This window comes from Agathobacter rectalis ATCC 33656 (assembly GCF_000020605.1).
In the GTDB taxonomy this organism is placed as follows: Bacteria; Bacillota; Clostridia; order Lachnospirales; family Lachnospiraceae; genus Roseburia; species Roseburia rectalis.
Map to the genome: position 1 here is coordinate 506,941 of NC_012781.1, position 22,825 is coordinate 529,765.

The window sequence follows — 22,825 nt, forward strand, 5'->3', positions numbered from 1 at the left end:
AAATTTGAAGAAGAAATATGAAAAACCGCCCGACTGGGCGGTTTTTTCAGCTATATCATTTCATGAAGCATATCTACAATCACTTCTCTGCAATGAGCTCCGAGATGCTTTTGTTCCTCTTTACTGAGTGCTGCCGGATCAATAGGAGTGCCATATCGGATAACCACATGATTCTTTTTGACCCATGGAAGGTGATCCTCGAATATTTCATTTGTTCCCATGATTGCCATTGGCACTATCTTACATTTGCTCTTTGTGGCAATCTTGAAAGTACCTTCTTTGAAAGATTGTACCTCTGTCAGGTCATCTTTGTTTTTGCAGCGTGTGCCCTCAGGAAATACACATATGCTGATGCCGGATTTGACCTGATCTATGGCTGCAAGCACAACCTTTAGTCCCTGCTTGATGTCATCGCGGTCCAAAAACAGGCAGTGCAGGCGCTTCATCCAGAGCCCCAGCACCGGTATTTTTGCGATACTCTGCTTTGAGATGTAGCCGGTCAGGCGTGGACATCTGGAGTAGGTGATTATGATGTCAAAGAAACTACGGTGATTTCCTATATATAGTACAGCCTCGTCCTTTGGCACATTTTCCTCCCCTATAAATTCAATGTCCGCTCCGCTTAGGAATATGATGACACGGAAAGCCCACTGTACCAGGCGAAGCTGTGCCATATCGGCCCATGTCGGTGCAAATTTGTGTATTATCCACATGGCTCCGAGCACCGGAAGACCGAGCAGCAGATAGAAAAATACGAATATTACGATTAAAACTGAACGCATATTTGACCTCTCTTTTTCATACTCTATATAAATTGTAGTTCAATATTTGATATTATATCATATCATAAGCGATATGATAAGAAAGAGAGGAAAAAATGTCAGAAAAATTGAGAAAAATTCTGGTGATGGCTGCAGGTGTGCTTGTGATATCGGCAGCGACAGTGATATCGGGCTGCCGCGCAAATATTTCAGGCACGGAGAGTGACAGGATGGTTGAGTACACGGTGATCTGCGGGGATGAAATCCCGGAGGAGTTTAAAAAGCAGATAAATGAAAACAAGGCAAAGGCGATGAAGCTGACGTACAAGGATGATGAATATTTATACATAGCGGAAGGCTTTGGCACAAAGGAGACAGGTGGCTACAGTATTACGGTTAACCAGTTTTATGTTAAGGATAAGGCAATGTATTTTGATACGCGTCTGATAGCCCCGGATAAGGGCGAGAAGGTCAGCAATCAGGCGAGTTATCCGTATATAGTAATAAAGACGGAATTGAGTGAAATGCCTGTTGTGTTTGAGTGAAAATTTCGTAAATTGTGTTAAAAGTTGCGAAAAAACTGACAATCGGTACTAATGCCCTATTGCTATCACTGCGATACTTTGCTATAGTAAAGTTACTAGATATTGTGGTGACATATTTATATATTCAAATATATTGATTGATATAATTGTTGATTAATTTGCCCTGTTTTATATTTATACAGAGATTGATTTCATATATATGACACCGTCGTTACAATACTGGTTACCATGAGGACTATAGTTATGTGCCAGTGGGCATACCCACAATAAGGAGGCTTAAAATGGAACAGACAGAAATTAGAAAAGTCAGAGCATCGATTCACCAGCAGTGTGGCAACAGGGTAAAAATCCAGCAGGATCTTGGCCGCAACAAGGTTGACATCCAGGAGGGTGTTATTCAGCAGGCATACCCAAGTGTGTTTACGGTTCTGATAGATGATGAGTTTGAGCAGAATCCGCCACAGCTCTTATCTTTCACCTACACTGATGTGATTACAAAAGATATAAGGATGCAGCTTTGCTAGTATCATGAAGTAAAGATGTTACATCTTTATTATAATGATCATGAATTTAAATATTTGCATCTGCATAAAGTTACTCCATCTTGAATATGTATTTTATATACATATTTGAAGTGGGGTATTTTTTATGGAATTAATTACACAAAAAATCAGACAATGCATAGAAAAGGTAAAGGATATGTCGCAGGTTGGCTTCGACAGGGATTATGTCATAAAGGACAACAAGCCTGATGTTTCCAAAGTGGTTTGCCAGAACGGGCAGGTAAAGATTGACGAGATAAAAGCGTCAGGCGAGAATATTTGGTTAAGTGGAAGCATTGAATTTGAAGTGCTGTATACGAGAGAAGAAGTTTTTGAAGGCGATGAGCCGGAGGAAAATATCGGCGGAAACAGAGTGGAGCATATAAAGGATGCAATACCGTTTCAGGAGAAGCTTGTGCTTCAAGGAGTATGCGAGAAGGATACGGTTCGTGTGTATACCGGGCTTGATGAGCTTACGGTTGGGGTTATCAATTCGCGAAAGCTCTCGGTCAGAGGCATTATAAGCGTGGAGCTTTATGGAGAGAGGGAAGAAAATCTTGAAGTTGCACAAAGGATTGATGACAAGGACGTGGAGCAGCTTATGGGGCAGATGAAGGTGCTTAAGCTTGACAGTGTTGTAAGGGATATTGTCAGAATTAAAAATGTCGTCACTTTGCCAAAGACCAAGCCGAATATATGCAAGCTCATATCAAGTCTTGTTGATATGAGAAATCTGGAGTATACATACGAGCGTGACCATATCACACTGACAGGCGAGTGCCATGCGTGTATAGTGTATCTGAGCGAAGAACAGGAAATTTGCTGCTTTGAGGTGCAGGAGGGGTTTTCAAATGAAATACGCTGCGAGGGGGATAATGCCGGAAATATTGCCTGGCTTCGTACACAGCCTGCCATGCATCAGGTTGAGGCGGAAAATGATTACGACGGAGAGCTCAGGCAGCTTTCGATTGAGGCAGCGCTTGCGGTGGATGGAAAGGTCTGGAGTGAGGAAACAGTAGAGGTGCTCAATGACATGTACAGCGTATCATGTCCGGTAAAACCTGTGTTTGAAAAGATGAAGGTATGCAGCCTTCTTATGAAAAATGACACAAAATGCCGTATTTTGGAGCAGTTGTACAGAGAAAACAGCAAAAAGAGAATTTTAAGAATATGCGGTACAAAGACGCAGGCCGCTATTGCACAGATAAAAAATGCAGACACAGGAATTATTGTGTCAGGTGTATTGCAGGTGAACTGTGTGAATATTGTGGAGGACGATGGCTGTCCGATAGAGATGCATACAGACTCTGTGCCGTTTGAACAGTTTGTTGAGATACCCGGCATGGATGCCAACACCTGCTGCGAGGTAAATGTGCAGGTAGACCAGGTGCAGGTCAATCTACTAGACAACAGCGAATATGAAATTAAGGGTGTTGTCAGCATAAACGCTATTGCCCTGCAGCAGGATGAAGTGTCAGTCATAACATCGGTGGAGCAGGAAAAAATAGCGTCTGATACTGAAGAGGAAGCAGCTCTGGTTGGCTATATAGTGCAGAAGGATGATAAAATGTGGGACATTGCAAAAAGATACCGCACCACTGTTGAAAACATAATGGAAATAAATGCTCTGACCTCAGATAGCATCAAACCTGATGATAGACTTATAATAGCGCGCATGTGAATCATAAATTAGGGGCAAAATACCTTTTGATCCTCATATCCTTATATAAAATGTGGAAAATCCTGTAAATTTACAAAAAGATGTGGAAAAAAGATTCATTTTGTGCAATAATATATCCGAATGTATATTGAACGTAAATTGTGGAAGGAAAGGTCAATCTGACCGTCGTATTACAGGAGGAATAAAATGAATCAGAAATGGACACGTGCTATATGTACTGTGTTAACATCGGCACTCGTTTTTACAGGACCGGCAGTAGAGGGCACTACATTTAGCGGATACATAAACAGTGGACTTGAGAAGGTATATGCCAAGACACAGAAGCAGAAGGATGCAGAAAAGAAGAAGTCACAGGCTGAGCAGGATCTCAAGGATAAGAAGAATGAGATTAATGGTTTAAAGGATCAGCAGCAGACTACTGCTGATGATATAAAGAATAAATCCGCAAAGCTTGATGAGATTCTTGCAGCACAAAAGAAGCTTCAGAAAGATATCACAAATAAACAGGCAGAGATAGAGCAGAATCAGAAGGATCTTGCAGCAGCCCAGGAAAAGCAGCAGGAGCAGTATGACGCCATGAAGAAGCGTATACAGTTCATGTATGAAAACAGCGCTGAAGACAATATCTGGACAGCAATTATTGAGTCAAATGGTATCACAGATATGCTCAATCGTATAGAGTACGTGTCAGATGTATATGATTCGGATCGTGCTCTTATGGATTCTTATCAGGCAGCAGTTGAGCAGGTGAAGGAGATTGGTACTAAGCTTGACAACGACATGAATGAGCTCACAGCCATGCAGGATGACTATGAGAAGCAGCAGGCAGATGTCGAGGCGGCTATAGTAGCTCTTGAAAACCAGAAGGAGCAGTATGCAAGCCAGATAGCTCAGGCACAGCAGCAGGCAGATAATTATCAGAATATCATTACGGCACAGGGCAAAATCATTCAGGAGCAGGAAGCAGCGGCCGCAGCTGCAGCCGCTGCCGCTGCCAGAGCGAACAGCTCGTCAAGCAATTCAAGCTATGATGGTGGTGGAGCCGGCAAGGGCGGAAGTATTGCCAGTGACTATGCATCAGGCGGTGGAAAGAACCCGAGTGCTTCAACAGGAGTTTCAGGAAGCTCTGTGGTATCATACGCTATGCAGTTTGTGGGCAATCCATATGTATGGGGTGGAAACAGTCTTACAAACGGTGTAGACTGTTCAGGCTTTGTACATGAGGTATATGCACATTTTGGTATCAGCACACCGAGATATTCACAGGCATTTAAGTCTGTGGGACAGGCCGTATCCTTCGATAATATACAGCCGGGAGACGTAGTGGTATATCCGGGACATGTAGCTATATATGCAGGTGGTGGTGTTATAGTGGAGGCACAGTCCACAAAGGCAGGAATCACAGCAAACAGAAGCGTACAGTGTCATACAATACTTGCTATACGACGTCTTGTATAGGATGGTTAGGAGCCGATAAGTATATTTATTATACTTACCGGCTCTTTTTATTTTTACCACAAAGTACTGAATTGTTACCAATAAAGTAAGGGGCGTAAGATGCGGACATGCCACCAACCGCAAGGGGCTCTCAATAAGCGACTAGCGGAGCTGTTTAGAGTCTGTAGAATTATGCACATGGAACCCAGAAATGTCCTGCCATGGACGGCAGGGCAAGGTGTTATGCGCCATGGACGGCGCATAAAAGCCGGTTTCGTCGAGCATAGAAAACCATATAGGCATAATTCGTACAGCCTCTTGACAGCATAGCGTTAGCGTATTGAGAGCCCCTTGCGGTTGGTGGCATGTCCGTGTCTTACGCCACGAACCAATGTTAGTAACCGGCAACAAACTCATTGTAATAAATAATAGCAATTTCAATCCATAAGGTGTATTATAGAGATAGACGGCACCAATTCGCACAAAACGAACTAGCAAGCCTGTAAATAAAGTAAGAAAAGCAGGAGGAACAAGCCATGCAGATGGAACAATTACAAAAAGACATGATTGCAGCAATGAAAGCAAGAGACAAGGTAAGAAAGGATGCTATATCCTCACTTGTATCGGCAGCCAAAAAGGCGGCAATAGATGAGGGCTGCAGAGACAATATACCGGAGGAGCTTGTCAACAAGGTCATCCTTAAGGAAATGAAATCCGTGAAGGAGCAGATTGACACATGCCCTGCCACAAGAACAGATCTGCTTGATGAGTACAATACCAGATATGCAATCTTTGAGGAGTACGCTCCTGCAATGATGTCGGCAGAAGAGGTAGAAAAGGAGCTCACAGAGCAGTTTTCGGATGTAATCGCAACAGGAAACAAAGGACAGATAATGAAGGCAGTCATGCCGCATTTCAAGGGCAAGGCTGACGGAAAGGTCATAAATCAGGTGGTTGCAAAGCTTTGCGCAAAATAAGAAAACACATCACAACAATTATACTTGCAGTGCTGGCTGTCATAGCCGGCGTGTATGCATATAATTATCATGATATGAAGCAGAATATTGTATACAATGAGCATCTGGAAGACGTGGCTGTTAACGTGAATGGGAAAGAGCTGACATTGCGCGATATGGCATTTTATGTGGCATATGAGGAGATGAATGTCGAGAAGCAGGCTCTTGTGTATGATTCCGATAATCCAAACAAGTATTGGAATATCCACACAAACGGTGAATTTGTCCGTGTTGCAGCGCGCAAAGCAGCTATGTCCATGGCCATTCACGATGAGATTTTTTATGAGATGGCCAAAAAAGAGAGCATTACACTTACTGACGACGAGAAAGCAGCTTTGAAAAATTCCGAGAAGGACTTCTGGTATGATTTGTCTGATATAGATGGTGCCAAGAAGCTTGGAGTCGAAAAAAAGGATATTTATTCGTCCATGGAAAAGTCTGCAATAGCCCGGAAATATCAGGAAATATATGCAGGGCTTGACAATGCCGATATAACGGATTATGATTTCTCGGGAGGCAGATATGAGAAGCTGCTGGAGAAAAATAACTATAAAATAAAAGAAAAAGTGTGGAAAAGAGTCGATATGGGAAACGTTACTCTTGATCACTAGAAAGAAGATTTTATGTCAACAAAAATTGGAAGAAATGACCCTTGCTGGTGTGGCAGCGGAAAGAAATATAAGACCTGTCATGCGGCATTTGATATGAAGCTTGAAAAGCTTGCTGAGGCACATCATAAGATACCGAGCCATTCAATCATTAAGACACCTGACCAGATAGCGGGAATCAAGGAGAGCGCCAAGATAAATGTCGCAGTGCTCGACTACATAGGAGAGCATATCCATGAGGGTATGAACACAGCAGAGATTGATAAAATAGTCTATGATATGACCACCAGCATGGGCGGCATCCCTGCACCGCTCAACTATGAGGGTTATCCTTACAGCGTATGTACATCAGTAAATGAGCAGGTTTGTCACGGATTTCCTTCAAAGGACGTCATCTTAAAGGATGGTGACATCATAAATGTAGACTGTTCTACAATTTTAAACGGATATTTTTCGGATTCATCAAGAATGTACTGTATCGGAAATGTAAGCCCGGAGAAGAAAAAGCTCGTTGAAGTCACAAAGGAGTGTGTGGAGCTTGGACTCAAAGAGGTAAAGCCGTGGGGCTTCCTCGGAGATATGGGACAGGCGGTGCACGACCATGCATTTGCAAACGGTTACACAGTAGTGCGTGAAATCGGTGGACACGGAGTGGGACTTGAATTTCACGAGGATCCATGGGTAGGCTACAACACCAAGCGCGGCACCGACATGGTCATGGCACCCGGCATGATATTTACCATCGAGCCAATGGTCAACATGGGCAAGGCCGATATCTACGTAGATGACAAGAACAACTGGGAAGTATACACCGATGACGGACTTCCATCAGCCCAGTGGGAAATCATGGTACTCGTCACAGAGGATGGCCATGAGGTACTGAGCTGGTAAACTGTTAAATACCCTAAATTTACCGGAGAGTATGCAGTGTGTTCCGAAGAAAAATATAAACTGCCACGGCGTTCCATAAAATGTGGATGCGACAATTCATAGCAAACTATCAATAAACTATCCGCAAATGATGCCGTGGCTGATTTTATATTTTTCTGAGGAATATACTGCATGCTAGGCCGGTCTTCACAGCCTAAATATGCGAAGCCACATAAGCGATGGCGTCCCTACAGATTTGTATTCACCCCATTTATGGTCGCATTCTCATTCTCCCTCATAGGAATGACGAGACACTTCTCCCCATTGATGACCTGCGCATGAATCTGTGAAGCCTTCTCCGGCTTTACATGAAGCACCACATCATAGGTCTTAATTTGGGCAGTGTAATTATCAATCTCCTCCTGCTTCTCAAGAAGCTGTGAGGTGCGCTCCTCAATCTGATTATTTTTCTCCTGGATAACAGAATCCTTCTCCTCAAGCTGCGCATTTTTCTCATTGAGCTCGAGAGTTAAATCGCCGACCTGGCTCTCAAGAGCAAGCTTTTCCACGCGGATTTCATTAGCTGCAAGAGCCTTTGAATCAATGACATTGGCTGCGATAGGCGGCTTGTCACCGAAGGCCTCATTGACGGATTTTTCAATGCGTGAAATCTTTTCCTCAGAGACATGGCAGTCACTAAGCACCTTGTTCATAGCCTCGTTGTCGAGAATGAACGGATCATCGTCATCATCGTGAGTCTCAGCGTAGTCATCGGCCATCTCGGACAGATTCTGCTGGATATCAAGCAGCTTGTCATCAGTGCTCTCGTCCTCAGCACCTAGCACGTTTCTGACGATTGAATGAAAAGCCATCTTCTGCTCAGTAGCTGTGCGCTCCACACCGCAGCCGAGGCCGTTTGTCATAAACTCAGAGTGAGGCTCCTTGGTATTTTTCGTATAGAAAAGAGTGGAGTGTATGTCAGTGCTTCTATCGTTGAAGGCAGGGAATAAAAAGCCTGTCTCAGGAGCGCCGACCACCCAGTCCCTTATGCGGGCTCCGATACGCTGCTCCTTTTCCAGATAGCCAAGGCCCGGCTTTGAAAGTGTGACAGGGCAGATGGCGCAGAGCATGTATTTGTACACCTCCTCGGACTCATCCACGTTGATGTTGTCCTTTGTGCGTGTCATGACATCGTAGCTGTCGAGATACAAAAGAATCAGATAGTTCCCGGCCTCATCGTAGGTGTCGATGACCAGATCATAGTATGTATCGAGCAGAGTCTCATCATTAAGCTCGCTGTCGCGAAGCGCCATGAGAATCTGCTGGCGGCCTCCGACCTCTTCCTCCTCAAGAGGAAACTGCAGATTGAGCAGGTTGTTTCCGAGAGTGCCGGAAAGCACCTTGTTTGAAATCTCCAGATATTTGTAGTATTCATCCTCCTCCAGAGTGAGAAATTTGCCACCGAATTTGCAGACCTTTTCATGGTTGCAGTCCACGTAGCAGCCGACCAGACGACTGAAGGTTGCCTGGTCTTTTTTTAATCTTCGTTTTAGTTCCAATACTTCTTTTTTGTTCATATTATCCTCGCATTATTTTCATACCATTCAAAAATTTCCGTAATCACATTATATGTATGGAATAAATATTTGTCAATTGAGCGGCGCCTTTTATGTCCCGCTGTCAATCAAGAAAAAAGATGACAGAGCAACCACAAAATGCTATAATTTAGGAAATCAACGGATTATGATATAAAGGCTGACACAGAGACATCCACAGGTGTCTCTGTTCTTGGATTGAGGCATAAATGGAGCAGAAAATGACAAACAATCACATTACAATAGGCATTCTCGCACATGTAGATGCGGGAAAGACAACCCTGTCTGAGGCCATGCTTTACAGCACCGGGCAGATTCGCTCACTCGGGCGCGTGGACCATCAGGACGCATATTTGGATAACGATGCGCAGGAGCGAGAGCGTGGAATAACCATTTTTTCAAAGCAGGCAAGGCTTGATATTTCGCGTGGCACAAATGCGGCAGATACAGCACATACAGCAGATGTAGCACGTACGGCAGATACAGCTCGTACATGGCATGTAGTCATGCTTGATACACCGGGGCATGTGGATTTTTCGGCAGAGATGGAACGCACCCTTCAGGTGCTCGACTATGCAATACTTGTAATCAGCGCAACTGATGGAGTGCAGGGGCACACGCGCACACTGTGGAGACTTTTAAAGCACTATAACGTGCCGACATTTATTTTTGTAAACAAGATGGATATGCAGGGCACGGATGAGGAGAAAGTGCAGGCAGAGCTAAAGAGCGAGCTGAGTGATGGCTGCGTGGATTTTTCTTCACAGGATTTATTTGAGGAGCTTGCCATGTGCAGCGAGCCTCTTTTAGATGAATTTATGGAATCGGGAGAGCTTACAGATGCGCATATTGCGCAGGCGGTGGCTCAAAGGGAGGTGTTCCCATGCTTTTACGGTTCGGCACTTAAGCTTGACAGAGTGGATACGCTGATTCAGGGACTTTCGAGGTTTATGTGTGAAAGAAATTACCCTGACGAATTTTCTGCCCGCGTATACAAGATAGGCAGGGATGACAGAGGCAGCAGGCTGACATTTTTAAAGGTTACCGGAGGCTGTCTTAGAGTCAGGGACAAAATAGAGTACAAAGCGCATGGCGGTGACGAGGCGAAAGGCCTTCTGATTGAGAAAATCGATCAGATAAGAAAGTATTCCGGTGAAAAATATGAGATAGCTGATGTGGCAGAGGCGGGTGAGATAGTTGCTGTCACAGGTCTTAGCTCGACATTTCCGGGGCAGGGGCTCGGGTTTGAGCAGCAGTCCAATATGCCAATCCTTGAACCGGTACTAAACTATAGGATGATTCTGCCGGATGATGTAAATCCGGCGGCATTTATGGAAAAGCTAAAGCAGCTTGAGGAGGAAGACCCACAGCTTTACATAGTGTGGGTGGAGGAGTTTAAGGAAATCCATGTGCAGCTCATGGGACAGGTGCAGATGGAGGTGCTTGTGCGTCTCATAAAGGACAGGTTTGGTGTTGTTGTCACGTTTGGACCGGGCAGCATTGTATATAAGGAAACGATAGCAAGGGCTGTCGAGGGAGTTGGACACTTTGAGCCGTTGCGCCACTATGCAGAGGTGCATCTGCTTTTGTCGCCGGCGGAGCGTGGCAGCGGAATCACGGTTACATCCACCTGCAGTGAGGATGTGCTCGACAAAAACTGGCAGCGCCTCATAGCCACACACGTTGAGGAAAAGGAGCACAGGGGTGTGCTCACAGGCTCAGCGCTTACCGATGTGAAGGTCACTATTCTTACAGGAAGAGCACATGTAAAGCACACGGAGGGAGGCGATTTCCGCCAGGCTACATACAGAGCAATCCGCCAGGGGCTTAAATCCACAGAGAGCGTGCTGCTTGAGCCATACTACAGCTTTATCCTACAGGTGCCGATGGAGTATGTCGGCCGTGCAATGACAGATCTGGAGCAGAGATTTGCAAGAGCCGGGAGCCCGCAGTTTGCCACAACCGCTGCGAGGGAGATGGCAACAATTACAGGAAAGGCACCGGTTGCGACAATGCAGGATTATGTGAGTCTGGTGCATGCGTATACAAAGGGGCTCGGGCACCTGACACTGGAGCTGTGGGGTTATGATGAGTGTCACAATCCTGCGGAGGTGATTGCGCAGATGCACTATGACAGCGAGGAGGATTTCCGCAATCCGACAGGCTCGGTATTTTGTGCGCACGGCTCAGGCTACGTGGTGCCGTGGGATGAGGTCCCGGAGCATATGCACCTGCCGTATGTCTACCACGGAGATGAGTCTGAGGAGGCACTTGCAGCGAGTGCCCGCACGCAGAATGCATTTTCAGCGGAAGATGCGCAGGCGCTTGCCGGAAACCGCCGCAGGACGAGCTTTGAGAAAGCTGTTTCAGGTATGTCATCGGTGGAGCTTGATGCGCAGCTTGCAGATGTTTATGCCAGGGAGTTTGGCATGGGCAAAAACGATATCGCAGAGGATCAGAGGCGCAAATGGTCAGGCAAAAAGAAAAATGAGTATGGAGGTCTAAGTGGTAAACCGCGCACCGTAAAGCATGATAAGCACGGCAATCCGATTTATCCGAAGAAATCCCCGGGGGAAGAGTACCTGATAGTTGATGGATATAATATAATATTTGCATGGGAGGATTTAAAGGAGCTTTCACGCATAAACATTGATTCGGCGAGAGATGCGCTGAAGGATGTTTTATCGGATTACCAGGGCTATAAGGGCTGTCATCTGCTGCTGGTGTTTGATGCGTACAAGGTGAAGGGCAATGCCGGAAAGAGAGAGACCTTCCACAACATAGAGGTTGTGTATACAAAGCAGGACGAGACAGCAGATGCATTTATCGAAAAGACTGTGTTTGGCATACGTGACAGGTACAAGGTAACAGTGGCAACCTCGGACGGACTGGAGCAGCAGACGGTCATGAGCCTGGGGGCACTGCGAATGTCAGCCCGCGAGCTTAAGGAGCATATTGATATGACGAAGCGTGCCGGGATGGAGGCATTCATATCAGGATAAACGGTCATGAATGGTAACAATATGTGTATAAAGAGATGTTTATAAAGATATTTGTATGTCATAAGCAGAGATATTATAATAGTAAACATGCAAGAACATCAGAGATAAGGAGACAAGAAAATGGTAGTAAACGAAAGCATGTACCAGCTCGGAAGCGTGCGCTCAGCAATCAGGGAGCTTTTTGAGTATGGTAAAAAAAGAGCAGCAATTGTAGGTAAGGAAAATGTATATGATTTCTCAATAGGAAACCCGAGCATACCGGCTCCGCAGATAGTAAACGACACAATAAAGGAGCTTGTGACAGATTATGATTCTGTTGCGCTGCACGGCTACACCTCAGCACAGGGAGACGTGGAAACGAGAGCGGCAATAGCTGAATTTTTGAACAACACACATGGCACACATTTTAATGCAGACAACCTTTACATGACAATGGGAGCAGCGGCATCGCTGTCAATCTGCTTTCGTGCGTTGACAAGTGACGCATATGATGAGTTTATTACCATAGCGCCATATTTCCCGGAGTACAAGGTATTTGTGAATGCAGCAGGAGCAAGGCTTGTAGAGGTGCCTGCAGACACAGAGCATTTTCAGATAGATTTCGATGCGCTTGAGGAGAGAATCAATGCGCACACCAGAGGTGTCATAATTAATTCACCAAACAACCCATCCGGCACAGTCTATTCTGAGGAGACCATCAAAAAGCTCTCAGACCTCCTTGAGAAAAAGTCTAAGGAGATAGGAAGACCGATATTCATTATCGCAGATGAGCCGTACAGGGAGATAGTTTACGACGGAATCAAGGTACCGTTTGTGACCAAATATTACGACAACACACTGGTATGCTACTCATACAGCAAGTCACTTTCACTGCCGGGAGAGAGAATAGGATACGTCCTCGTGCCTGATGAGGTGTACGATAAGGCAGAGCTGTATGCAGCAGTCTGTGGTGCGGGAAGAGCACTCGGTTACGTGTGTGCACCAAGCCTGTTCCAGAAGATGATAGTAAAATGCCAGGGGGCAACCGGTGATATCAATGCCTACAAAGAAAACAGAGACCTTCTGTATGAGGGACTCACAAGGATAGGCTATCACTGCTTCAAGCCGGACGGAGCCTTTTATATGTTTGTAAAGGCACTCGAGGATGACAGCAATGCATTCTGTGAGAAGGCAAAGGAGGAGGATGTGCTCATAGTAGCAGCAGACGGCTTCGGCTGTCCGGGCTGGGTGAGAATATCATACTGTGTGGACAGGGAAATGATAAAGCACTCTATGCCTGCGTTTGAAAAGATATACAAGAAATATAATAAATAATAGTTATAAAAAAATAATCCGAAAAAGCGTCGAAAATTGTCTAAAAAATATGTAATTTTCGGCGCTTTTATTATGCAGTTTTCACAAAGTTGTCTCCGTGTGACCGTTGTGTGACCATTGTTTTGTATAATGGAATGAAGAGTGGGAATATAAATAAAATCGTAACGGAATAGTTACAAAAAATACTATAGAAAAGGAGATATGAGAGTGTTTAATAAAAAACTTAACAGGTTACTAGCAATCATGCTAGCTTCTGTAATGGGTGCGACATCGCTTCCGGCAACACAGGTAAGTGCTGATACACCCTCTTCAGAGTATGATATATCTAACGACGCAGCTTCGGATGATATATCTGACAGTAAAATTCCAGATGAACAGGATTCGGATAATAATGCCACCGAGGAAAAACAGCCACAGCAGCTGACGGTAGAGTATACACCGGCGGATGATATTTATGTGGGGAACAAAGTTGTTCCGGTGGTAAAATCCGACAGGGCGGATGCAGCCGTTGACAATTTAAAATACACTGTTGTAGAAGGCAAAAATCTGATTGAAAAGGATACAGACTTTGCATCAAACGGTATATGGACAGCAAAGGATACCGGAACTGTAAGGATAAAGGTGACAAAAGCAGAAGATGACAAATATAAGTCAGCAGAGGCAGAATATACTGTTACCATCAAAGAATATGATTACAGCAGTATGAATAACAGCCTGACAGGGACAATGCTGCAGGGTACAAAATTTTATGTAGAAGCACCTACATTATCGCTGGCAAGTGACAATCAGGCGGTATATGTGGTTAGAAAAGGTGATGAATGGATTGAAGCTGATAAATATCAGCTTATGCCACAGCAGGGTGATAACAGACAGACTCTTGTAATAGCACGTAAGGACAAGGAAAGCGGAGCTATCACAGATATTGGAAGTCTGCAGCTCGACTACAAATATGATACACAGCCTCCAAAGATAACATTGAATCCAAAGGAGGATGATAAACCTGCTTTCACAAAGGATGCTGTGGATTATTATGGAAATGTCAGAAAAGTAGACATGAATATCCACGATGTCTCTTTGGATGATGGTTCCACACAGCTTTGGGTAAAGGTTGATGACCGGGAAGAATTCGATGTATTTGATGTCGATAATGCCCAGAAGCTGATTGATGCAGGAATAGAGTATAGTGAGTGGATCGTGACAGGGGTTGATTATAGCAGCTGCATCACATTTGGTACAAAAGCGGATGAGGAACACAAATATCAGATAATCGGAATGTATGCGAAGGATCAGGCGGAGCATGAGTGTAATGATACAAGCTCAATAGAGCAGCCGTTTTATGTGGATAGAAAAGCGCCTTCAGGTACTATTGGATATGATGCTGATTTAATAGACGAGCAGAATATGGTCAGTCAGCAGGCATCAAATGTATATGGACAGCTGGAGGATATCAGCGGAATAAAGCAGGCATTCTACTATGTGAATAAATCAGATGAAAGTGGCAGTATTTTAAATGATGAGCAGGTAAAAGCGCTTGATGATTCAGCATGGAAGCCGTTAGAGCTTATTGAGGATACATATGATGCCCGATATAAGTACAAGATTAATACATCTGATCTGAAGGATACTTCATATAACGTATATGTAAAGGCTCAGGACAATTGTAATGGCGAGACAGCATTTTTCTCCACATCGAAGCTGGTTGTTGATACCCTGCCACCGGAGCTTACAGTGTCCCAGGATACCATGACAGCAGCCGATGAAAAAGGCTGGCATAAGGATGATATAAGCTATATCGTTAAGGCTGATGACAGCTTATCAGGAATTAAGAGTGTTGAATACACTGTATTTGATGGGAAAAGGAAAATTGTATCAGGACAGACTGTTGAGCTTGACGCAAGCGGGGAAGGAAGGATAACCATTCCGGCAGCAGAGCAGTTTAACGGAATTGATCTGATGCTTTCAGTAAAGGCAACTGATTATGCCGGTCTTAAGACAGAGGTTAAAGGTGACAGCTTCAAGTTCAGCATGGACAGTCAGTCACCTGATGTCAGTATAGAGCCTGAAGCGGGCAAAAACAGAAAATATTTCAATGACGATGTCCGTATAAAAACAAGTGTAGCTGACAGCATTTCAGGTGTTGTATCAGCAAAATACCAGATAGTGACAGATGATCAGTCAGTATCGGATGATGAAGGTGCATGGAATGAGCTTGATGAATCAGGAATCATAAATGTATCGGCTGAGGCTTATCTGGATAAAAAGACAGATGTATATGTTAAAGCTGTTGATGAGGCAGGAAACGTGACTGTAGCGGATTTGACAGCAAGCGGCAGCCAGCCATTTTATATTCACAAGGCAGCGCCTGCAATAACAGTGACATATGGTACACCTGAGCAGCCGGATCCACAGTGCATCAGCAGTGTAAAAGGCACTGAGTATTACAGGGAAAACAGGATTGCAACCATTTCGGTAAAAGAGAATGAGCTTTTCTTTGACCCAGATGAAACAAAAATCAATGTAAAGGTTGATGGAAATGAACAGACACAGTCAGATGCATGGTCTGAAAAGTCGTACTGGGTAAAGACAGGCGAGGGAGCAGAAGCTGTTTACAGTAAGCAGCTCGTATTCAATGCAGGACACAAGTATGAGCTGAGTGTCAGTGCAAAAGATTTGTGTGGTAATTCAGATAATGGATTTGAGATAGAAGGAGACAAATCAGCAGAGTTTGTAATTGACGTACAGTCGCCGACAGGAAATATCAGGTTTGACGGACTTTCAACAGGCATGGATACCGTGTGGGATTTATTGCTGCCAAAAGACAAATATGAGATTTCAAGATTTGCTGCCAAGAAGGTCAATATTGCCGGACAGCTTGGAGATGAGCATGGCGGCATCAAGTCAGCAGAGTATTTCGTTTCAGCAGAGGATGCAATAATTGACGTAGACAGTATTCAGGAGGCTGACTGGAAGACACTTGACAGCCTTAATGAGGATGGCACCTTCAGTGAACCGATAGAATGCGAGAACAAAAACTGCGTGGTATATGTCAGGGTTACAGATTTAAGCGGTAATGTTTCATATATCAGCACAAATGGATTGGTAGTTGATACATGCGCACCGGCAATATCAGTCATCACACCTGAGACAGCATCAGGAGTGTACAGTGCAGATGTGCCGGTAAGTATAGAGGTATCAGATGAGAATGCCACAGGAGTTGCATCAGGAATAAAGAGCGTAAACTATACGGTAACAAATATGGGACAGACGACACAGGATGGAACATTATATAGCTATGATAAGACAGCAGCGGGCTTAAAAGATCTGGAAAATCATGTAACAGAGCAATTTGACATAAGCGCGGCTTCAAACAACAGTAATGAAGTGCGTATAGATGTTACCGCAACAGACAATGCAGGAACGGCATACACAGTAACAAAATACATAAAAATAGATACAACAGCACCAACAGTGCAGGTAAGCTATGACAATAACAGTGCAGATACATCATTTGGAGACACAGCATACTTCAAAGCACCGCGAACAGCAACCGTAAAAGTAACAGAGCGTAACTTTGATGCATCAAAGGTAGCAGCGGAAATAAAAGCCGCAGCAGGTAAGGCACCTGCTCTTTCAAACTGGAGCACAGAAGGTGGAAGCGGTAACGGTGATGATACAGTACATGTTGCCACAATATATTACGGACATGATGACGATTACACATTTGGAATCGGAGTAAAAGACATTGCGGGAAATGCCGCAGCAGGAGTGGATTATGCAAATTCGCTTGCACCGACAAAATTTACAATTGATACGACAGCACCTGTTATTTCGGTAGTATATGATAACAACAGTGCATCAAACGGAAACTATTATAATAACAAGAGAACAGCAACTGTGACAATCACAGAGCACAATTTTGATACAAGCAGAATAGCACTGAGCATGACTGCGCAGGATGCAGGAAAATCAGTAGCAGCACCGGCATTTGGAAGCTGGTCAGATAATGGTGATATACATACGGCAACATTAAGCTTTGATGCGGATGCCACATATACATGGTCACTTGCATATACAGACAAAGCCGGCAATAAGGCAAAAGACCTTGCAAAGCAGGAGTTCTGCATAGATACGACAAAGCCTGTTGTAACAATCAAAGGTGTAACCCCGGGCTCAGTAAACAATAATTCAGGAAATATGTCATTTGTAATAGAGTGCACAGATACTAATCTTGAATACTTTTCACCGGTGCTTACAGTTGAGGTATATGAAAATAGCAGATTCGTAAGAAAAACGATTACCGGAAATGTGATATCAATTTCAAACGGACAACGTGTAGAGTTTAGAAATCTCAATGAGGATGGAGTGTATTCACTGACATGCCATGCACAGGATAAGGCCGGAAATTCTTATGAAACAGTCAATATTATAGATGCAGGCGGAAAGCAGGTGACAGAGACTGCAGGGCAGGGAGAAAAATTGATGGATTTCTCCATAAACAAAGGCGGTTCAATCTTCTCGCTGGATGACAATACGATGAAGCTTGTAAAGGATTACTATGTGCAGAAGGTATACCATGATGTGGTAGTCAGAGAGATAAATCCGGATGAAGTTACCAGCTGTACTGTCAAAGTAAATGGAAAAGCACTTAAGCAGGGAACAGACTTCAGTGTGAATAATGTAAGTGAAAGCGATGGCTGGCATAAGTACGAATATGTGATATCAAATGCGGTATTTGAAAAAGAGGGTCAGTACAATATCGTTGTGGAGACAAAGGACAAAGCAGATTCAGTTGCCTATAGTGATGTGAAGAGTGTAAATATTGAATTTATTGTGGACAAGACAGCACCTACATATACATTGACAGGTGTAGATAAAAACAATGAAAACTATATTGGCTCAAAGAATGCAGTATTGATGCCGAAGGATGATGGCGGAAAGCTTGGACGTGTAAAGATTACTGTAGTGGGCAAGGATGACAAAGAAAAAAAGGTTATCAAGGAAATGTCGGGAGACGATATGCTTGACTATCTGGACAAGCATGACGGAAAGATAGAGTTTGAAGTACCTAAGGAGGTGCTCTCTGCAAAAGACGGTGATTCAAGGCTTATGGTAGAGTGTGCAGACTGTTCTGTTGACGAAGGTGGAAAGACCAATAAAGTGAAAAAAATATATGGTAAGGATACAGAAGCAGATACAGAGATTGCCGAAGATGATGTACCTATGGAATCAAATTCGTCAGATGTCAAATCAGTAGAAACAAACAATGATAAGGCAGTATATATAATTGGAGCAATATTATTATTTGTACTTATAATTGCGATATTGATAATCGTTTATTATATGAGAAAAAAGATGAAAGAAAAGAAAGACAATGATGAGCAATAAGATAATTACCTATGTATTTACATTACCATGTGGTGGTGTGGGAAAAACAACAATGTCTGTGGCATGCGCGAAAGCGCATGCCCTTCAAGGCAGACTTGGCAACGAAGATTTTGAATTCTGGGAGGAGTGAGTATGAGATTTGAAATAGCAGCTGACACGGACAGAGGAATCGTAAAAGAAACTAATCAGGATAGTCTGCTGGTAAAGTGCTTCTCAACATGCAAAGGAGACATGGCATTTGCAGTATTATGTGACGGCATGGGCGGCTTATCGAAGGGTGAGCTGGCCAGTGCCACTGTAGTCAGAGCATTTGACAGATGGAGTGACGAGCAGCTGCCTGAGCTTTGCAAATCGTCGAACCCGGATATTGACAGTCTGATTCTGGAAAGACAGTGGGATGAAGTAATACAGCAGCAGAACGAAAAAATAAAAGCATATGGCAAAGCACATGCAGTAAACATGGGAACAACAGTGGTAGCGCTGCTTGTCACGCAAAAAGCCTACTACATTATAAACGTGGGCGATTCCAGAATATATAGCCTTTCAGACCATATAGAAAGGCTTACGACAGACCAGACATATGTACAGCGGGAAATTATGAATGGAAATATGACACAGGAGCAGGCTATGAGAGATCCGCGAAGGAATGTACTGCTGCAGTGTGTCGGGGCATCAGCAGAAGTAAAGCCGGAGTACAGGACCGGGGCAATGAAAAATGGAATGTCACTTCTGCTTTGTTCAGATGGCTTCAGGCATGAGGTATCAGAACAGGAAATCTATGAGATGCTGAAAACGGCAGCAACTGTAGATGGGCAGAATATGCACGACAGACTGGAGCAGCTCATCAGACTAAGCATGCAAAGAGGAGAGCGCGATAATATAACAGCAGCGCTCATAAAGGCACAGTAGGAGGAACAGATGCTTGAAATAGGCTCTTTAATTGACGGAAAATACAAGATACTAAACGAAGTTGGACACGGCGGAATGAGCGTTGTGTACCTGGCTATGAATGAAAGGGCAAACAAACAGTGGGCAATAAAAGAGGTCAGAAAGGATGGAGTAAAGGATTTTGAGGTGGTAAAGCAAAGTCTTGTTGCGGAGACCAATATGCTCAAAAAACTGAGCCATCCCAGTCTTCCTGATATTGTCGATGTCATAGATGAGGATGACAGATTCCTTATCGTAATGGATTATATAGAGGGAAATTCTCTCAAGACAGCATTGCAGGAGTACGGAGCCCAGTCGCAGAAAAATGTGATAAAGTGGGCCAAACAGCTATGCGACGTTCTTGGGTATCTGCACTCACAGAACCCGCCAATCATATATCGTGATATGAAGCCGGCAAACATAATGCTAAAGCCTGATGGAAATGTGGTGCTTATAGATTTTGGAACAGCAAGGGAATATAAGGAAAATAACATAGAGGATACGACATGTCTTGGCACGATGGGATATGCTGCACCGGAACAGTTTGGTGGAATGGGGCAGACAGACGCGAGAACAGATATATATTGTCTGGGAGCCACAATGTATCATCTTGTTACGGGAATGAATCCCTGTGAGCCACCTTACGAAATAAGGCCGATCAGAGAAATTGACCCAACATTGTCAGGTGGTCTTGAACGTATTATTACAAAGTGTACACAGCCGGATCCAAACAACAGATATCAGAGCGCAGCTGAGCTGATGTATGACCTTGAGCACTATACAGAGATTGATGACATGTATAGGAAGAATCTAAAGAGAAAGCTTGCGGTATTTATCACCACATCAGTTTTGACGATGCTGCTTGGAACAAGCACAGTATTAAGCTATTGTGCGGCAGAACACAAAAAAAATGAAAACTATAACAGCATATTAAAAGAAGCGGATACCTATGACAATTATGACAATGGATATTACACGGCTATAGTCACCGACCCGACAAGGACGGAGGCATATCTTAAGCTGAATGACAAACTGACAGACGATTTTGTGCTGGACAGGGATGAGGCGCAGATATTGAACAGGCTGATGGTAGGTATAGATTGCAAGGACAACAATGGCCGGGTGCATACATATGATGTCATGGCAAAGCTGAAAGAAAAAAATCCAAAGGGATATGAGGATGTATGCTATAAGATTGGTGAAAGCTTTTTATTCTACTACGAAATCAATGTGGAAAAAGACAGATACTCCAGTGCGGCGCAGTGGTTCAAGGAAGCGAAGGAGAATCATCCGGAGGCAGGAATATACTGTGAGATATCAGATTGTCTGACATTGATTAGCCAGTATGATGGAGCAAAGATACAACAGACAGAAAAAACATATGAAGAATACAAAAAGCTATGGAAGCAAATAAATGAGCTATATGCAAAATCAGAGAATTTTGACAGCTTAGACGCAAAGATTCAGGTATGGAATGAGATAGATGATATAGTTGACACAAATATCACATCATTTATAGCAGTGACAGATAAGGATAAAGTTATGGATTTATTACAGACAATAAAGGACAAAACAGAAAAGCTGGATAAATCCATAATGCGCGAGCAGATAACAGGATTGCAGGATAATATAGACAAAACAATTGAGAAGGCACAGAGCGTGAAGGAGGAAAACAAAGATGACTTATAATCAGTACAGGATGATATTTTACGTATCCTTCACGGCATTTGCCATAATGCTTATAGCTTCAATAGTCATACTTATAGTGCTTGAAATACCTAAGGTCATAGGTGCACTTACCGGAAAATCTGCCCGGAAAGGAATTGCAGCAATTGTACAAAAGCAGACAGCGGGACATATTGACATAACATCGTCCGGTCCGATAGCACCGTCATATAACCTGGCAGGGGAGAATAAGAAAAAGCCGGGATATACACAAAATATAGATGAAACTACTGTGCTGGATGCACCGACAGAAGTATTGCAGGATGAAACCACAGTATTGGAAGATATAACCGAAAAGCTGCAGAAAACCAATATCAGGTTTGAAGTGACAAAGAAAATAGAATTTTTACATACGACAGAATGTATCTCATAAGGAATGGAAAATAGCGAATGTCTAAATTAAAAGTAAGCATAAAAAAATCGACCGTTACTGCCATGATGAAGGCAGGACGAAAGGAAAGAATAAATGAAACCGAACTAAGCCAGCTAGCCAGAATAAAACCATGTGGAATCATGCATGTGACAAAAACAAAAAAAGACAGTGTCATATATACGTGCCCTGCAAATATAAATCTTACCGATAGATTGAAAAAAGCCATAAGCAAATATGATTTCTTTTTCATGATTGAGCAGATAGTAATAATGGTTGAGGATGTATACAATAACGGACTGAACGTAAACAGTGTTCGTTTTAATATGGATGACGTATACATAAACGAGATGACAAAAGAGATGTACTTTATATATTTTCCGATAGTAGGAGGACAGGAAAGTGCAGATATTGTCGGGTTTATAGAAAACATAATTTATACAATGACACCTGTTATCAATGAGGATACGAATTATATATCCAGATTTATGTATTATGTCAGAAGCTTCCATGGCTTCAACGGCAATGCAATAGAAAAATATATCTCACGCGAAGAGCGTGCAGTTGTGAACGTGCTGAAAAACAAAGCAGTGACAATGCAGCAACAGATAATGCAGCAACAGACAATGCAGCAACAGATAATGCAGCAGGTAATGCAGGGCAGCATGGATGGAACTACAGTGTTGTCAGATGATGGCATATCCGTACAGCAGATACAGCAGATGCAACCGGTGAACTATCATTTTGCAAGTCTTACAAGGCAGGTAACAGGTGAAAAGATAGAGCTTGGCAAACCATCGTTTGTGCTGGGAAAGAATCCGGAAAAGTCAGATTATGCGGTAGCAGACAATACGAATATCAGCAGGGTGCATGCAGTGATAACCATGCGAAACGGACGTTATTATGTAATGGACCAAAATTCTACCAATGGCACATTTATCAATGGAAGGATAATAAAGGCGGGGCAGGAAACAGAGATATTACCGGGAGACTGTCTGATGTTAGCTAATGAGGAATTTATATTTAATGAATAGCTTTAAATATAAA

The 22,825-nt window shown here is 43.5% G+C and carries 16 protein-coding genes; 14 read left to right on the top strand and 2 right to left on the bottom strand.

The window, feature by feature from the left end; translation table 11 throughout:
• Window positions 1–50 precede the first annotated feature (50 nt).
• The gene (locus EUBREC_RS02440) at window positions 51–782 is read right to left on the bottom strand and encodes a lysophospholipid acyltransferase family protein (RefSeq protein WP_012741454.1); all 732 of its coding nucleotides are present in this window, start codon (window positions 780–782) and stop codon (window positions 51–53) included.
• Between the two features lie 95 nt (window positions 783–877).
• Between EUBREC_RS02440 and EUBREC_RS02445 the strand changes: the two genes are divergently transcribed.
• From EUBREC_RS02445 to EUBREC_RS02475, 7 genes are all read left to right on the top strand, one after another.
• Window positions 878–1,306: a protease complex subunit PrcB family protein gene (locus EUBREC_RS02445; RefSeq protein ID WP_012741455.1), complete on the top strand. Its 429-nt coding sequence runs from the start codon at window positions 878–880 to the stop codon at window positions 1,304–1,306.
• Window positions 1,307–1,587: 281 nt separating this feature from the next.
• A complete protein-coding gene (locus EUBREC_RS02450) occupies window positions 1,588–1,830 on the top strand; it encodes a Veg family protein (protein WP_012741456.1) in 243 nt (80 codons plus the stop codon).
• A gap of 124 nt (window positions 1,831–1,954) precedes the next feature.
• Window positions 1,955–3,529, top strand: coding sequence for a DUF3794 and LysM peptidoglycan-binding domain-containing protein (locus EUBREC_RS02455; protein ID WP_012741457.1), 1,575 nt, complete (start codon window positions 1,955–1,957; stop codon window positions 3,527–3,529).
• A gap of 186 nt (window positions 3,530–3,715) precedes the next feature.
• The gene (locus EUBREC_RS02460; RefSeq protein ID WP_012741459.1) at window positions 3,716–4,987 is read left to right on the top strand and encodes a C40 family peptidase; all 1,272 of its coding nucleotides are present in this window, start codon (window positions 3,716–3,718) and stop codon (window positions 4,985–4,987) included.
• A 515-nt stretch (window positions 4,988–5,502) separates the two neighbouring features.
• Complete coding sequence (locus EUBREC_RS02465) at window positions 5,503–5,943, top strand: GatB/YqeY domain-containing protein (RefSeq protein ID WP_012741461.1); 441 nt, start codon at window positions 5,503–5,505, stop codon at window positions 5,941–5,943.
• Entirely contained in the window at window positions 5,931–6,593 is a 663-nt protein-coding gene (locus EUBREC_RS02470) for a hypothetical protein (RefSeq protein WP_012741462.1), read from the top strand. Before EUBREC_RS02465 ends, EUBREC_RS02470 begins: the two co-directional genes overlap by 13 nt.
• Before the next feature lie 12 nt (window positions 6,594–6,605).
• Window positions 6,606–7,481, top strand: a complete 876-nt coding sequence (locus EUBREC_RS02475) for a methionyl aminopeptidase (RefSeq protein WP_012741463.1) — start codon at window positions 6,606–6,608, stop codon at window positions 7,479–7,481.
• 227 nt (window positions 7,482–7,708) lie between these two features.
• Here EUBREC_RS02475 and EUBREC_RS02480 read toward each other — a convergent pair whose 3' ends face one another.
• Window positions 7,709–9,037 carry a DUF4317 domain-containing protein gene (locus EUBREC_RS02480; RefSeq protein WP_012741464.1) on the bottom strand — a complete coding sequence of 443 codons (1,329 nt, stop codon included), beginning with the start codon at window positions 9,035–9,037 and terminating at the stop codon, window positions 7,709–7,711.
• Window positions 9,038–9,264: 227 nt separating this feature from the next.
• Between EUBREC_RS02480 and EUBREC_RS02485 the strand changes: the two genes are divergently transcribed.
• The 7 genes from EUBREC_RS02485 to EUBREC_RS02515 all read left to right on the top strand — a co-directional run bounded on the left by EUBREC_RS02485 (window position 9,265) and on the right by EUBREC_RS02515 (window position 22,812).
• The gene (locus tag EUBREC_RS02485; protein ID WP_012741466.1) at window positions 9,265–12,057 is read left to right on the top strand and encodes a translation factor GTPase family protein; all 2,793 of its coding nucleotides are present in this window, start codon (window positions 9,265–9,267) and stop codon (window positions 12,055–12,057) included.
• A gap of 120 nt (window positions 12,058–12,177) precedes the next feature.
• The gene (locus tag EUBREC_RS02490; protein ID WP_012741467.1) at window positions 12,178–13,371 is read left to right on the top strand and encodes a pyridoxal phosphate-dependent aminotransferase; all 1,194 of its coding nucleotides are present in this window, start codon (window positions 12,178–12,180) and stop codon (window positions 13,369–13,371) included.
• Between the two features lie 201 nt (window positions 13,372–13,572).
• Entirely contained in the window at window positions 13,573–18,756 is a 5,184-nt protein-coding gene (locus EUBREC_RS02495; protein WP_012741468.1) for an Ig-like domain repeat protein, read from the top strand.
• A 132-nt stretch (window positions 18,757–18,888) separates the two neighbouring features.
• Window positions 18,889–19,665 carry a PP2C family protein-serine/threonine phosphatase gene (locus EUBREC_RS02500; protein WP_012741470.1) on the top strand — a complete coding sequence of 259 codons (777 nt, stop codon included), beginning with the start codon at window positions 18,889–18,891 and terminating at the stop codon, window positions 19,663–19,665.
• Between the two features lie 9 nt (window positions 19,666–19,674).
• The gene (locus EUBREC_RS02505; protein WP_012741471.1) at window positions 19,675–21,372 is read left to right on the top strand and encodes a serine/threonine protein kinase; all 1,698 of its coding nucleotides are present in this window, start codon (window positions 19,675–19,677) and stop codon (window positions 21,370–21,372) included.
• Window positions 21,362–21,781: a hypothetical protein gene (locus EUBREC_RS02510; protein ID WP_012741472.1), complete on the top strand. Its 420-nt coding sequence runs from the start codon at window positions 21,362–21,364 to the stop codon at window positions 21,779–21,781. The genes EUBREC_RS02505 and EUBREC_RS02510 overlap by 11 nt, the downstream gene beginning before the upstream one ends.
• A 17-nt stretch (window positions 21,782–21,798) precedes the next feature.
• On the top strand, window positions 21,799–22,812 hold the full coding sequence (locus tag EUBREC_RS02515) for an FHA domain-containing protein (protein ID WP_012741473.1): 1,014 nt from the start codon (window positions 21,799–21,801) through the stop codon (window positions 22,810–22,812).
• Window positions 22,813–22,825 lie beyond the last annotated feature (13 nt).